This is a genomic window from Pseudomonas sp. SP16.1 (assembly GCF_052682975.1).
In genome coordinates this window covers 4159242-4172744 of the sequence record NZ_JBQYFZ010000001.1, presented here as the reverse complement: position 1 = coordinate 4172744, position 13503 = coordinate 4159242, and the positions used below count along the sequence as shown (strand labels likewise).

General features: G+C 65.5%; 11 protein-coding genes and 1 pseudogene. 4 read left to right on the top strand and 8 right to left on the bottom strand.

Annotated elements, in window-relative coordinates; genetic code table 11:
* Positions 1–11: 11 nt before the first annotated feature.
* The 7 genes and pseudogenes from dctM to ACUTAF_RS19710 form a co-directional block, all read right to left on the bottom strand.
* Positions 12–1295 carry a C4-dicarboxylate TRAP transporter large permease protein DctM gene (gene dctM / locus ACUTAF_RS19740; RefSeq protein ID WP_445581575.1) on the bottom strand — a complete coding sequence of 428 codons (1284 nt, stop codon included), beginning with the start codon at positions 1293–1295 and terminating at the stop codon, positions 12–14.
* Positions 1292–1921 carry a TRAP transporter small permease gene (locus ACUTAF_RS19735; protein WP_445581574.1) on the bottom strand — a complete coding sequence of 210 codons (630 nt, stop codon included), beginning with the start codon at positions 1919–1921 and terminating at the stop codon, positions 1292–1294. The genes dctM and ACUTAF_RS19735 overlap by 4 nt, the downstream gene beginning before the upstream one ends.
* 137 nt (positions 1922–2058) lie before the next feature.
* Positions 2059–3051, bottom strand: coding sequence for a C4-dicarboxylate TRAP substrate-binding protein DctP (dctP, locus tag ACUTAF_RS19730; RefSeq protein WP_445581573.1), 993 nt, complete (start codon positions 3049–3051; stop codon positions 2059–2061).
* 320 nt (positions 3052–3371) lie between these two features.
* Entirely contained in the window at positions 3372–4757 is a 1386-nt protein-coding gene (locus ACUTAF_RS19725; RefSeq protein ID WP_445581572.1) for a sigma-54-dependent transcriptional regulator, read from the bottom strand.
* Positions 4754–6568, bottom strand: coding sequence for a sensor histidine kinase (locus ACUTAF_RS19720; RefSeq protein WP_445581571.1), 1815 nt, complete (start codon positions 6566–6568; stop codon positions 4754–4756). The genes ACUTAF_RS19725 and ACUTAF_RS19720 overlap by 4 nt, the downstream gene beginning before the upstream one ends.
* 117 nt (positions 6569–6685) lie before the next feature.
* On the bottom strand, positions 6686–7555 hold the full coding sequence (gene rfbD / locus ACUTAF_RS19715; protein WP_445581570.1) for a dTDP-4-dehydrorhamnose reductase: 870 nt from the start codon (positions 7553–7555) through the stop codon (positions 6686–6688).
* Positions 7552–7866: pseudogene (locus ACUTAF_RS19710) on the bottom strand (dTDP-4-dehydrorhamnose 3,5-epimerase family protein); the annotation flags it as partial. The pseudogene ACUTAF_RS19710 and the gene rfbD, both read right to left, overlap by 4 nt.
* Positions 7867–8012: 146 nt before the next feature.
* Here ACUTAF_RS19710 and ACUTAF_RS19705 point away from each other — a divergent pair.
* Positions 8013–8372, top strand: a complete 360-nt coding sequence (locus ACUTAF_RS19705; RefSeq protein ID WP_445581569.1) for a hypothetical protein — start codon at positions 8013–8015, stop codon at positions 8370–8372.
* 49 nt (positions 8373–8421) lie between these two features.
* On the opposite strand, the gene ACUTAF_RS19700 is transcribed toward ACUTAF_RS19705, so the two are convergent.
* Positions 8422–8733, bottom strand: coding sequence for a superinfection immunity protein (locus ACUTAF_RS19700; RefSeq protein ID WP_445581568.1), 312 nt, complete (start codon positions 8731–8733; stop codon positions 8422–8424).
* A 424-nt stretch (positions 8734–9157) separates the two neighbouring features.
* On the opposite strand from ACUTAF_RS19700, the gene ACUTAF_RS19695 reads away from it, so the two are divergent.
* The 3 genes from ACUTAF_RS19695 (at position 9158) to ACUTAF_RS19685 (ending at position 13320) form a co-directional block, all read left to right on the top strand.
* Positions 9158–10345, top strand: a complete 1188-nt coding sequence (locus tag ACUTAF_RS19695; protein ID WP_445581567.1) for a tyrosine-type recombinase/integrase — start codon at positions 9158–9160, stop codon at positions 10343–10345.
* Between the two features lie 343 nt (positions 10346–10688).
* A complete protein-coding gene (locus ACUTAF_RS19690; RefSeq protein ID WP_445581566.1) occupies positions 10689–10985 on the top strand; it encodes a helix-turn-helix transcriptional regulator in 297 nt (98 codons plus the stop codon).
* Between the two features lie 49 nt (positions 10986–11034).
* The gene (locus tag ACUTAF_RS19685) at positions 11035–13320 is read left to right on the top strand and encodes a bifunctional DNA primase/polymerase (protein WP_445581565.1); all 2286 of its coding nucleotides are present in this window, start codon (positions 11035–11037) and stop codon (positions 13318–13320) included.
* Positions 13321–13503: the final 183 nt, after the last annotated feature.

The following is a 13503-nucleotide window of genomic DNA, read 5'->3' as shown; positions in this document are numbered from 1 at the left end:
GTGCTTCAGGCCTAGCTCATGCCCAGCCAGTTCGGCAGGGCCAGGGATACGGCCGGGATGTAGGTGATCACCATGAGGAAGCCGATCAGCATCATCAGCCACGGCAGGGCGGCGCGGATCACCGAGGTCAGCGGCATGCCGGTCACCGCCGAGGTGACAAACAGGTTCAGCCCCACCGGCGGGGTGATCAGGCCGATCTCCATGTTCACCACCATGATGATGCCCAGGTGGATCGGGTCGATGCCCAGCTGCACGGCGATCGGGAAGAGGATCGGCGCCAGGATCAGGATGATCGCCGAGGGCTCCATGAAGGCGCCGGCGATCAGCAGCACGATGTTCACCACCAGCAGGAACTGCCAGGGCTGCAGTCCCAGTTCCACCACCCAGGCGGTGATCTGCTGGGGGATCTGCTCGGTGGTCAGCACGTGGGCGAAGAGCATGGCGTTGGCGATGATGAACATCAGCATGATGGTCAGCTTGCCGGACTCCAGCAGCACCTTGGGGCACTCGCGGACGCGCAGGTCCTTGTACACGAACAGGGCGACGAAGCCGGCGTACACCGCCGCCACCGCGGCCGCCTCGGTGGGGGTGAACATCCCCGAATAGATGCCGCCGAGGATGATCACCATCAGCAGCAGCCCCCAGATCGCCTCGCGCGCCGAGCGCAGCCACTCGCGCAGGCTGGCGCGCGGCAGCGCCGGCAGCTTCTTGACCCTTGCGACTATGTAGATCGCCACCATCAACGCCACACCGAGCATCACGCCCGGAATGACGCCGGCCATAAACAGCTTGCCCACCGACTGCTCGGTGGCGGCGGCGTACACCACCATCACGATCGACGGCGGAATCAGGATGCCCAGGGTGCCGGCGTTGCACACGATGCCGGCGCCGAACGCCTGCGGATAACCGGAACGCACCATGCCGGCGATGGCGATCGAGCCCACCGCGGCGACGGTGGCCGGCGACGAGCCGGACAGCGCGGCGAACAGCATGCACGCCAGCACCGCACCGATGGCCAGGCCGCCACGGATATGGCCGACGCAGGCGTTGGCGAAGTCGATCAGGCGCTTGGCCACGCCGCCGGTGGTCATGAAGGCGCCGGACAGCAGGAAGAACGGGATGGCCAGCAGGGTGTAGTGCTCGCTGGTCTCGAACAGCTTGATCGCCAGCGAACGCACCGAGTCGGGGCTGAACAGCATGATGGTGACCGAGCCGGCCAGGCCGAGCGAGGCGGCGATCGGCACGCCGATGAACATCAGCAGGAACAGCAGGAAGAAGAGGAACAGAACGGTCATGGCTTGGGCTCCTCGTGCTCGTTCACTTTCAGGGCGTCGGCGGCCTCGTCCGCCAGACCCAGGCCGGTCTGCTGGTTGCGCAGGATGCGCACGAGAATCTCGAGGAAGCGGACGAACACCATGGCGTAGCCGAACGGCACGATCAGGCCGATATGCCATTGGGCGACGCCGTAGTGGCCGAGGTCCTCGGCGCCGATGCCGGCGATGAACAGGGTGCGCACCCAGTCGAAGCTGCCGACCGCGATCAGCCCGGCGTAGCCCAGGCAGCACAGGCAGGCGATCACTCCGATGACGCGCTGCGCGCCGCGCGGGGCCAGCTTGACCAGCGCGTCGACGCCGATATGCCCGGCGGTGCGCACGCCATAGGCCAGGCCGAAGAAAATCAGCCAGGCGAACAGCGCCTTGGTCAGGGCGATGCTCCAGGTCATGGCCTGGGCGAGGTCGAGGATGGCGTCACCGATACCCAGCAGGGACTCGTTGCCGCCGAAATAGTCACCCAGCCAATAGAACAGGGTGTAGAAGTTGTTGAGGATCACGTAGACGAAGGTGATCAGCGTCATGGCCGCCAGGAGGAAGGCGATGAAGCCTTCCTCGAAGTGCTCCCAGACGCGCCGCAAGGCGTTCATGGTCGGTTCTCCCGAATGGAAAGGGCGTAGGGTGGGGCGGCCTGCAGCGACCGACCCACCGGCTGCAGCATGACGATGCCGGGCCGGCATCGCGGTGGGTCAGCGCCGAGCGCTGCCCACCCTACGGCTCTCCGGCCTTACTGCTGGTTGGCGGCCTGAGCGGCCTTGATCAGGTCGGCGCCGATCTCGCCTTCGAACTTCTTCCACACCGGCTGCATGGCTTCGCGCCACATGGCTCGCTGCTCCGGGGTCAGCTCGATGATCTCGGTGCTCTTGGCTTCGAGGATGCGCTGCTTGTCGCCCTGGTTGAGGGCGTCGGCCTGCTTGTTCACCTCGACGGTGACCTCGGCCATGATCTTGCTCAGCTCGTCACGCACGTCCGCCGGCAGACCGTCCCAGAACTTGGTGTTGGTGATCACCATGTAGTCGAGCAGGCCGTGGTTGGACTCGGTGATGTACTTCTGCACCTCGTGCATCTTCTGGCTGTAGATGTTCGAGTAGGGGTTCTCGGCGCCGTTGACCACGCCGGTCTGCAGGCCCTGGTAGACCTCGGCGAAGCTCATCTTGCGCGGGTTGGCGCGCACCGCCTTGAACTGCTCTTCCAGTACGGCGGAAGCCTGTACGCGGAACTTCAGGCCGCGGGCGTCCTTCGGCTCGCGCAGCGGCTTGTTGGCCGACAGCTGCTTGAGGCCGTTGTGCCAGTAGTCCAGGCCGGTGATGCCCTTGTCGGTCATGGAGGTCAGCAGCTTCTGACCTTCCGGGCCTTTCTGGAAGCGATCGACCGCGGCCATGTCATCGAACAGGAACGGCAGGTCGAATACCTGCAGTTGCTTGGTGTACTGCTCGAACTTGGCCAGCGATGGGGCGATGATCTGCACGTCGCCGAGCAGCAGCGCTTCCATTTCCTTGCCGTCGCCGAACAGCGAGGAGTTCGGGTAGACCTCGACCTTGACCTTGTCGCCCAGGCGCTCCTCGGCCAGTTGCTTGAACAGCAGCGCGCCCTGACCTTTCGGGGTGTGCTCGGCAACCACGTGGGAGAACTTGATGACGATCGGATCGGCGGCCTGGGCCATGCCGGCGATGGACAGGGACAGGGCGCAAGCCAGCGCCTTGGCAGTCAGTTTGAACATGCGGATGCTTCCTCTTGTTGTGTTTATCGCATTGGCGCCGGGGGCGCTGCTGACGAACGGACAAGAGCAAGTCTAGGCGGCTTGGCGGAAAACGCCGGCTGGCGGCAGCGAGGCCTGGACTTGTACTTGTGGGTTCGCTTGGAGCTTGTCTAGAGCAACCCCTGTGCCAGACCGCTGGACGAGGGCGCGTGCGAAGGGCTGTGGCTGACGCCAGGGCCCGTGGCTACGGGCCCTGGCGGAGGAAGAGGCGGGTCGCAGCTGCGGGCGGGCGAAGGCTGCAGCGGGAAGAGGAAAGGCAGACTTTGGCGGTTTGCCGCCAGTCAGTCGAAGTCCTCTGGCGAGCTTCCGCCAGCGCCGGAGAACGTCAACCCGTGCTTGCGCAGCTTGTCGTGCAGGGTCTTGCGCGCGATGCCGAGGGCCTCGGCCAGACTGCGCAGCGAGCCGTGCGGGCGGCTCAGTTCGGCCTTGATCAGCGCCCGCTCGAAGGCCTCGACCTGTTCACTGAGGCCGCCGCTGACCGGCGGCAGGTTCGGTGCGTTGCTGTCCAGCGCCAGCTCCAGGCCGAGGGCGAAGCGCTCGGCGGCGTTCTGCAGCTCGCGCACGTTGCCCGGCCAGGGGTGGCGCAGCAGCAGCGCGCGCTGCGCCGGCTGCAGTTCGCGCAGCGGCAAGCCATGGCGCGCGGCGGCGCCTTCGGCGAAATGCTGGAACAGCAGCAGGGCGTCCTCGCCGCGCTCGCGCAGCGGCGGAATCGCCAGCGGCGCGACGTTGAGGCGGTAGTAAAGGTCGGCGCGGAAACGCCCGGCGTCGGCGGCCTGGCGCAGGTCTTCCTTGGTCGCGGCGATCACCCGGATATCCAGCGGGATCAGCTGGTTGCCGCCGAGGCGCTCGACCACCCGCTCCTGCAGCAGGCGCAGCAGCTTGACCTGCACGTCCAGGCTCATGCTCTCGATCTCGTCGAGGAACAGGGTGCCGCCGTTGGCGAACTCGAACTTGCCGATCCGCCGCTTTTGCGCGCCGGTGAAGGCGCCGGCCTCGTGGCCGAACAGCTCGCTTTCCACCACCGACTCGGCCAGGGCGCCGGCATTGATGGCGACGAAGGGGCCGTCGCGACGGCTGGACAGGTCGTGCAGGGCGCGCGCCACCACCTCCTTGCCGGCGCCGGTCTCGCCGAGGATCAGCACGTCGGTGGCGATCCCGGCCAGGGCGCCGATCTGCTCGCGCAGGCGCTGCATCGCCGGCGACTGGCCGACCAGGCGCCCGGCCAGCTGCTGGCGGTCGGCCAGCGCCAGGCGCAGGCTGCGGTTGTCCAGCACCAGACGGCGCAGGTCGAGGGCGCGGCGCACGCTGTCGAGCAAGGCGTCGTTGGCGAAGGGTTTTTCCAGGAAGTCGTAGGCGCCGGCGCGCATCGCCTGCACCGCCAGCGGCACGTCGCCATGGCCGGTGATCAGCAGCACCGGCAGCTCGGTGTCGCGCTCGCGCAGCTGCTCCAGCAGCTCGAGGCCGTCGATGCCGGGCATGCGGATATCGCTGACCACCACCCCCGGCCAGCCGGGTGGAATGCGCGCGGCCAGGCCGCGGGCGTCGCCCAGGCTGAGCACCCTGAGCCCGGCCAGATCGAGGGTCTGGCTGAGCGCCTGGCGCAGGTGGGCGTCGTCGTCGATCAGCAGAACCTGAACGTGGCTGTCGATGGCGCTGTCGCTGGTCATGGCGAGGGGTCCTCCGGGGGTTGCAGGCTGACGCCGGGGCTGGCCAGGCGCAGGCGCAGGGTGATCAGGGCGCCGCCGTCCGGGTGGTTGGCCAGCAGCAGCTCGCCGCCGAGCGCGCGCATCAGGCTGTCGCAGATGGCCAGGCCGAGGCCCAGACCCTGGGCGCTGGTCTTGGTGGTGAAGAAGGGTTCGCGGGCGCGCGCCAGGGATTCGGCGGAAAAGCCCGGGCCATTGTCGCGCAGCAGCAGGTCGAGATGCTCGTCCTGCTGCTGCACGCTGATCCAGATGCGCCGCGGTGGCGCGATGGCGCCGAGCGCATCGAGGGCGTTGCCGAGCAGGTTGCCGAGCACCTGGCGCAGGCGTGTCTCGCCGGCCTGGACCCACAGCGTGGCGTCCGGCAGGTCACGAATCAGCTCCACCTCCATCGCCCGGCGGCGCTTGGCCAGCAGTGCCAGGGCGTCGTCCAGCGCCGGCTGCAGGGCGACCCGCTCCGGCGCGTGGTGATCGCGGCGGGCGAAGGCGCGCAGATGGGCGATGATCGAGGCCATGCGTCCGGTCAGTTCGCTGATCAGCTTGAGGTTGGCGCGGGCGTCGTCGCCGCGCTGGTGGTCGAGCAGCGTGCTGGCGTTCTCCGCATAGCTGCGGATCGCCGCCAGCGGCTGGTTGAGTTCGTGGCTGATGCTCGCGCTCATGGTGCCGAGGGCCGACAGCTTGCCGGCCTGGACCAGTTCGTCCTGGGCGCGCACCAGCTCCTGCTGGGCCTGCTCGCGCTCCAGCACCTCCTGCTTGAGGCGGCTGTTGAGCAGCTCCAGGTCCTGCGTGCGCTCGGCCACGCGCTGCTCCAGCTCGGCCTTGGCGCGGGCGTCGAAGGCGATGCGCTCGAGGTAGTGGCGGCGTCGCTGCATCAGCAGGCCGAGCAGTAGCAGCAGGGCCAGCAGGGCGGCGGCGCCGACCGCCACGGCGCTGCGCACCGGGCGGTCGAGCAGCAGGCGCGGGGCGAGGATGCTCACCGTCCAGCCGGTTTCTTCCATGGCGCGGCTCTGCGTCAGCCAGGCGTCGGGATCGAGATTCAGTGCAGGCGGCGCCTGGGTCGGATAGGGCTGGTTGGCGGCGATGGCGGCCTGCTCGACGCGGTCCAGCGGGCGGCTGGCATGGAAGCGCCAGTCCGGGCGCGAGGTGAGGATCACCACGCCGTTGGTATCGGTCACCAGCAACTGTTCCGGAGTGTTGCCCCACAGGGTTTCGGTGTGGTCGAGGTCGACCTTGACCACCAGCGCGCCGATGTTCTGCTCGCCCTCGCGCACCGCGTAGGCGAAGTAGTAGCCGCGCTTGCCGGAGGTGGTACCGAGACCGAAGAAGCGCCCCAGGCGACCGGCCATGGCCTCGCGGAAATAGGGGCGGAAGGCGAAGTTGCCGGCGACGAAACTGTCCGGCCTGTCCCAGTTGGAGGCGGCCAGGGTCAGGCCGCGCGGGTTCATCAGGTAGATCACGTCGGCGCCGGTCTGCTCGCGCACCCGCGTCAGCAGGCGGTTGGCCTCGCCCAGCGCGGCGGCGTCGTCCGGTGCGTGCAGGGCGGCGCGCAGGCCCGGCAGGTCGCCGAGAATCTGCGGCAGCACCTCGTAGCGGCGCAGGGTGCCGAGCAGGTTGGCGACGTACAGATCCAGGGTCTGCCGGTTCTGCTCGATCAGTACGCCGCGGTAGTAACGCTCGGCCAGGTAATGCACTGGCCACAGCAGCGGGGCGAGCAGCAGCGCCAGCAGCAGCAGGCTGCGCCAGCGGAGGCGGCGGGGAGTGGCGGGGGTCGTGCTCATGGAAAACTGCGCCGGGAGGATCGGCGCATTATGCACTTTCCTGGCGCGATCGTAGGGTGCGCCGTGCGCACCGAGGGTAGCTGCTGGTGCGCACGGCCTGGACGGCCCCGCGACACTCTAGCCCAGGGGCGGCGTGCCCAGACACTGGTCCAGCGCCACTTGCCAGTCCGGCAGGCGTACCTGCCAGTCCTGCTCCAGGCGGTTGCCGTCCAGGCGCGAATTGAGTGGGCGCTGCGCCGGTGTCGGGTACGCGCTGCTGGGGATGGGGCGAAGCCGGGCGCAGGGCTTGCCGGTCGCGCGCAGGCGCTCGGCGATGGCGCTGGCGAAGCCGAACCAGCTGGTCTCGCCCCGGCAGGTCAGGTGGTAGGTGCCCCAGTGGCGGTTGCCCGCCTGCCAGGCCGCGATCAGCTCCGCGGTGGCGGCGGCGATGCTGCCGGCCCAGGTCGGCGCGCCGATCTGGTCGTCGACCACGCTGAGCTCCCCGCGTTCCTGCAGCAGGCGTTGCATGGTCAGCAGGAAGTTGCGCCCGTGCTGCGAGTAGACCCAGCTGGTGCGCAGGATCAGGTGGTCGCAACCGCTGATGCGCAGCGCCTGTTCGCCGGCCGCCTTGCTGGCACCATAGACGCCTAGCGGGCGTGGCGTGTCGGCCTCGCGGTAGGGCGTGCTCTTGCTACCGTCGAAGACGTAGTCGGTGGAGTAGTGGAACAGGGGAATATCCAGCTCGAAGCAGGCATCGGCCATGGCACGCGGCGCCTCGGCATTGATGGCGAAGGCCAGTTCGCGCTCCTGCTCGGCCTGGTCGACGGCGGTGTAGGCCGCGGCATTGATGACCAGTGCCGGGCGCTCGCGCAGGATGGTTTCGCGCAGGCTGTCCGGGCGCGACAGGTCGAACGTCTGGCGGCCCAGGCTGAGCAGCTCGTGCCCCTTCAGGGCCAGCTGCAGCTCGCGGGCGACCTGGCCGGTATGGCCGCTGATCAGGATTTTCATGGGAAGGTCTCGGCGTCCTGCAGGCTCAGGCCCTGGCGGTCCTTGGCCGACAGCTGCGGGGTGAGGCCGTGCAGCGGCCAGTCGATGGCCAGGCTCGCATCGTCCCAGCGAATGCAGCGTTCATGGGCCGGCGCGTAGTAATCGGTGGTCTTGTAGAGGAACTCGGCATAGTCGCTGAGCACCAGGAAGCCGTGGGCGAAGCCCTCGGGCACCCACAGCTGGCGCTTGTTCTCGGCCGACAGGTGCACGCCGACCCACTTGCCGAAGTTCGGCGAGCTGCGGCGGATGTCCACGCTGACGTCGTAGACTTCACGCCGAGGCCGTCGAGGGATAGGCTGTGAGGGGGCTAGGGGAGGCTTCGGTATTCAACACGGCGCCATATAAGAGAGTCGGTAGTAATGGCCTTTCGCTTCCATGTTGGCAAAGTATATCCTGCGTCTTTCACTAAGGAGGCGGGATGAAAAAAACAGCATTGGCAGTAATTATGGGCGCTGTAGTCGCATCGGGCTGCACTGTGCGTGTGGCGGATATGACCGTAGGAAGCACGAAAAATTACAACATCAACTCAGCTAAATTTGTCAAAGGCAAGCGCGTAACAGGCGAGGATACCTATCCGGTGATCCTGTTCCCGCTTGGCATTCCAAACGTCAAGACTGCAATGGATAACGCGATTGAGCAGGACAAGTGCGCCGTTGGCCTGACGGATGTGGTGGTGAGCCAGCTCAACCACTCATTCCTTGTTGGCACGATTGGCTACCGAATTGAAGGGGACTTAATCATTGACGCCACGCAACCAGGTTGTGACCGTAGGGCGTGATTAATACCTGGCAGTAAGAACCCGGTTAACGCCGGGTTTTTTTGAGCACTTATATGACTTTTGCTTTTTCGCGCTCAAATTCATCTTGAGTTATCAGGCTCTTTTCCCTCAACTCGGCCAGCTTGTAGAGGTCACTCGCAGAGCTTGCGGGCTTCGGGCTGTCAGCCGTTGTTTTTGTCACAGTCGCAGAAAGCGACCACACAAGCGCAGCAAGCCAGCCCAGGACCGTCCAACCAGCCAAAAGATCCAAGGCAGCGATGGCGACCGCTGAAGGATGCTGTCTCAGGCTAGCGACTATCAGGGGCAGAAAGTAAATGATGACCGCGACGGCAAGCATGACGAACATGCCGATGGTTCCCATACGCACCTCCTTTGCGCCGACTAGGTGGGCCTGCTGGTCGTAGGCCGCATGCTCACTGGATGTTAGCGTGTTGTTCTGGTCTTTGGGAGCAACACGCTTTTGTCCGGGTGGCGGGGTACTTTCGAGAAGTGTTCCGCGTAGTGGACCAATCTAGGCCCATAAACGAAAAAGGCCCACCGCGAGGTGAGCCTAAGTCGTTGATTTATATGGTGCCGGCACCAGGAGTCGAACCCGGGACCTACTGATTACAAGTTGGGCTTAAGGCATTTTGCCATGATTTGATTCTGTGTGTTGAAAAGCGCTTACGTGACTGATTTTCCACGACTTAATGGTGAGAAATCAGTGGGGCTACGCTGATTGTGCTTGGCACCTTGTGGTGGCAAAGCGTGTTCTGGTTGTGGCCCCGTCACACGGAGCCAGCACCATGAAATCGAAGATCACCCAGTCGCTTGTCGAACGCGCTCCTGCTCCAGACCGGGGCAAAAGCACCCTCTATGCAGACCCCGAGTTGCGGGGCTTCTACCTGATCGTCACGCCGTCGAAGCGTTCCTTTTACGTGCAGTCCCTGGTCAACGGCCGACAGGTACGGGTCAAAGTGGGCGATCACCCCGCAATGGACGCCAAGAAGGCCCGCGATCTGGCGCGCCAGACGCTGGTCAGCATGCGGAGCGGCAACAATCCCAACGAAGAGAAGCGCAAGGCCAGGGCGAAAGGGATCACCCTGCGCGAGGCACTCAATCTGCATCTTTCGGCCAAGGCGCTTTCGGTGCGCACCCAGGAGGGCTACCGCTACAACTGCGACGAGTACCTGAGCGACTGGCTCGACCGCCCACTGGTCGAACTTGGCGCCAATCGTTCGGCAGTGCGCGAAAGGCATGCGTCCATGACGGTCAAGCATGGTAAGGCGACGGCCGACAGCGTGATGCGGGTCCTGCGTGCCGTATACAACCGCGGCCTGCGGGAGCACCCTGACCTGCCGACGAACCCGACCACCAACGTCGATTTCCACGGTGTGCGCCGGCGCAAGGTGGACGCCAACAGCGAAAAGTTGAAGGCGTGGGGTACGGCCGTGGTCAAATTGGGTAGTCCGGTGCGGCGGGACCTTCACCTGTTCATGATCCTGACGGGCATGCGCCGCACAGCCTCGTGCGAGGTTCGCACCGAACATTTAAACGATGTAGGTGATGCGCTGCATGTGCCGAAACCCAAGGGTGGGGCAGCTCGAGCCTTTGACTTGCCGCTGTCGGATCCTCTAAAGGACTTGGTTATCCACAGGTCGGAGAACAACAAAAAGGTGTTTCGTCGCTCGCCCTGGTTGTTTCCTGCCGACTCGAAGTCGGGCCATGTGTCCGAGGTCCAGCAGTGCGAGTTGGGCGAACTGACGGGGCATGCTCTGCGCCATACCTACGCGACCTTGGCCCTCGAATCGGGCGTGCCCATCGCTGAGCTGAAGTTTCTGCTCAACCATGCCATCGGCAACGTAACCATGGGTTACCTCAACCCTAGCCTCGACCACCTGCGGGCTTTGCAGGAGAAAGCATCGGTCAAGGTACTTGATGCGCTCGGCCTGGTCTGGACGCCAGGAAAGTGGCCGCCGATGCCCAAGGAATAGCCGAATGGTCTCCCCAGGTGGCCCAGATCACATTCGGGATGCCGTGTCCTGATGCCGAATAGCTCGGAGCAATTCGTGGTGATTCGGGTACACCTGGGTGACTGTGAAACGTTGGAATCTTTGCGCGATTCGCTCTGGTAATGTGTGGCGCAATCGGTGCTCAAGGCAGCCCTGGGGGCCGTCGGCGATGACTATGGCGGCCAGAAGTGCTTTCGGTGGCAAGAACAGCCGAGGCCCTCTCTGGAGGACAACAGAGGTCAGGGTCAAATCTGCTGCGCAAGGCGGCGGATGTCTTTTGCTGGTTTTCGCCTCTTATGGATGCCTTCTGACCGGAGCCGCCGACATGCCCACTTATCAAGCCCCCAATCTCACCCCCGAAGAACTTTCAGAACTCCACGCACTTCCCGACGATGCACTTGCTACGTCTCAGGAAGCAGCCGCCTTCCTTCGCCTCAAATACGCCACCTTGTCTTGGTATCGCTGCCAGGGCAGTGGGCCCAAATTCGTCCGCATCGGTCAGAAGCTGATTCGCTATCGCATGGGCGACTTGCGCGAGTACGCCAAGGGACAACCGATGGGCGAGGGTATGCGCAAAGTCGGTGCCGCGATGCTTGCCGCCCGTACGGGCAGGGAGGGCTGAACATGGATGCAAAAGAGAACGCCCGCGACGTTGCGGAGGTCCAGTCAGAATGACGACTTCCAGTAAGCGCCCACGCATCACGGACATGCGCACGTACATAGATGCCGGCCTACAGCTGATCCCGCTGCGCCACTACGCCGCGGTGGACCAGAAGGGACGCCAGCGCGGCAAGACCCCGAGGGACGGGGCCTGGCAGGCGAAGGACTACGACTCCCACGCCGTCCTGAAGGGCTGCGAGGCGAACGGCACCAACGTCGGCGTCCGGCTGCCCGCCACGGTGATGGTCCTTGACGTCGACCCGCGCAACTTCCCCGAGGGACGCGACAGCCTGGCCGAGCTCGTGGCCGTCGCCCGCCTGGACCTCTCCCTGTGCCCCCACACAGTGACCGGCTCGGGCGGTCACCACTACTGGTTCGTCAAGCCCGCCGGCGTGTCGCTGCTCGACTCCCTGGAGGACTATCCCGGCGTGGAGTTCAAGAGCATCGGCCGTCAGGTCGTCGCGACCGGCTCCGTGCACCCCTGCGGCGTCCACTACGAGTGGGACGACCTGGCCCCGCCACTGTCGCAGATGCCGCCGCTGCCGGAGTCGCTGCTCCGGCTCATCCGCCGTCCCACCAGGGCGCACGGCGATGCCGCGGGCTTGGGCGACCTGACGCCGGAGATGCTCGCCGAGACCCTGGAGCAGCTCGACCCCGAGGACTTCCAGAACCAGGACCGCTGGCGCGACCTGATGATGGCCTGCCACCACGCCACGAACGGCGAGGGGCGGCAGGAGTTCATCGAGTGGTCCACCGGCGACGCCAAGTACCAGGACGACGCCTGGATCATCGGCCGCCGGTGGGATTCGCTGCACGCGAGTCCCACTGGCGGGCGCCGGGGTCGTCCCATCACCGTGAAGTACCTCCACAAGGTTGTGCAGGAAGCTGGCGGTGCGGTTGCGCGCACCGCCCCCGAGGACGACTTCGAGGTCTGGGAGGATACGGCCGACCTCGGCCGGGGCGTGGACGACGACCTTTTGCGCGCCGAGCCGAAGACCGTCACCGGCTCTGTTGACGCCATCGTCGAGGAGCTAAACGCCAAGCATTACGTCGTGCAGGATAGTGGATTCCAGGTTTTCACCGAGGAAGCCGACCCAATATTCGACGGCCGCGTCCGCTATCAGCGCTTGTCCAGGAGCGACTTCCGCTACGCCTATGAGAACCAACTCGTCGAGGTAAACAACAAGTTGGTGAGCAAGGCCGACGTCTGGCTGAAGAGCTCGCATCGTCGCGCCTACAAGGGCGTCATCTTCGACCCGGCGCTCGAGCGCGAGCACGAGGGCTGGCTCAACATGTGGAAGGGCTGGGCCCTCGATCAGAAGCCCGGCGACTGGTCGTTGCTGGACTCCCTGATCCGCGAGGTGTTGACCGACGGTGACGCTGCGTCCTATGAGTACGTGCTCAATTGGATGGCGTTCATGTTCCAGCACCCCGAGAAGGTCGCAGAGGTCGCGATCGCATTCAAGGGCATGAAGGGCACTGGCAAGGGCACTTTGGGCCGCGCGCTGTTCAAGCTGGCCGGTGCTAGTGGACTCCACGTCAGCTCGCCGGGACACCTGGTCGGCCGGTTCAACTCGCACCTGCAGAACTGCGTGTGCCTGTTCGCCGACGAGGCGTTCTGGGCCGGGGACAAGGCAGGTGAGGCCGTGCTCAAGCAGCTTGTGACTGAGCCGACGCTGACCTACGAGGGCAAGGGCCGCGACGCCGTGACGGGCCGGAACCACGTGCACATCATCATGGCTTCCAACAACGACTGGGTCGTCCCGGCTGGAATGGATGGGGAACGCAGGTTCGCGGTGTTCAACGTCAACGAGCGCCGCCGCGGGGACCGGGTGTACTTCCTCGCTCTGAACCGCCAGCTCGACGAGGGCGGGCTCGCCGGCCTGCTGCACGACATGCTGAGGCGGGACATCCGCGACTGGCACCCGCGCGACAGCGTGCCGCGCACCGAGGCCCTGGTCGAGCAGATCGAGCGGAGCCAGGGCCCCGAGGAGTCGTGGTGGGACGGGCTGCTCGACTCGGGCTGTCTGCCGAACTTCCTCTCGGATGAGGCCTGGCATTCGACCGCTGTTGAGGTGGACAGGGACGAGCTCCACTCCGACTACGTGGCCCACGCGAAGATGCTCGGTGCGCGGCCGACCGACAAGAAGGGCTTCGCGATGAGGCTCAAGCGCAAGGCGGGCTGGAAGGATCGGCAGGTCTCGCTCGAAGACGGGCGCAGGGTGTGGCGGTGGGTGCTCCCCCGCCTCGACGACGCTCGGGCCACCTGGGCCAGGGCCACTGGCCGCGGCATTTAGCTCGGCTGAGAGCGCATAATCGGCCACGGACTCGGACATTGCGGCCGCCCCATCGAAATGATTGGGCGGCCGTTTTTTCTCTGCGGATCATGGTCTTGCCGTACGCGGGCACGGACGATCGAACTCTCATGCGTCGTCCGCGTTCGTCCAGATAACGAGCCGGAACTAAATGCCCAAATGCTA

What these genes read in the sequence shown, in the direction of transcription:
- dctM (WP_445581575.1), bottom strand. Translation starts at nt 1,295, where the DNA reads ATGACCGTTCTGTTCCTCTTCTTCCTGCTGTTCCTGCTGATGTTCATC.
- ACUTAF_RS19735 (WP_445581574.1), bottom strand. Translation starts at nt 1,921, where the DNA reads ATGAACGCCTTGCGGCGCGTCTGGGAGCACTTCGAGGAAGGCTTCATC.
- dctP (WP_445581573.1), bottom strand. Translation starts at nt 3,051, where the DNA reads ATGTTCAAACTGACTGCCAAGGCGCTGGCTTGCGCCCTGTCCCTGTCC.
- ACUTAF_RS19725 (WP_445581572.1), bottom strand. Translation starts at nt 4,757, where the DNA reads ATGACCAGCGACAGCGCCATCGACAGCCACGTTCAGGTTCTGCTGATC.
- ACUTAF_RS19720 (WP_445581571.1), bottom strand. Translation starts at nt 6,568, where the DNA reads ATGAGCACGACCCCCGCCACTCCCCGCCGCCTCCGCTGGCGCAGCCTG.
- rfbD (WP_445581570.1), bottom strand. Translation starts at nt 7,555, where the DNA reads ATGAAAATCCTGATCAGCGGCCATACCGGCCAGGTCGCCCGCGAGCTG.
- ACUTAF_RS19705 (WP_445581569.1), top strand. Translation starts at nt 8,013, where the DNA reads ATGAAAAAAACAGCATTGGCAGTAATTATGGGCGCTGTAGTCGCATCG.
- ACUTAF_RS19700 (WP_445581568.1), bottom strand. Translation starts at nt 8,733, where the DNA reads ATGGGAACCATCGGCATGTTCGTCATGCTTGCCGTCGCGGTCATCATT.
- ACUTAF_RS19695 (WP_445581567.1), top strand. Translation starts at nt 9,158, where the DNA reads ATGAAATCGAAGATCACCCAGTCGCTTGTCGAACGCGCTCCTGCTCCA.
- ACUTAF_RS19690 (WP_445581566.1), top strand. Translation starts at nt 10,689, where the DNA reads ATGCCCACTTATCAAGCCCCCAATCTCACCCCCGAAGAACTTTCAGAA.
- ACUTAF_RS19685 (WP_445581565.1), top strand. Translation starts at nt 11,035, where the DNA reads ATGACGACTTCCAGTAAGCGCCCACGCATCACGGACATGCGCACGTAC.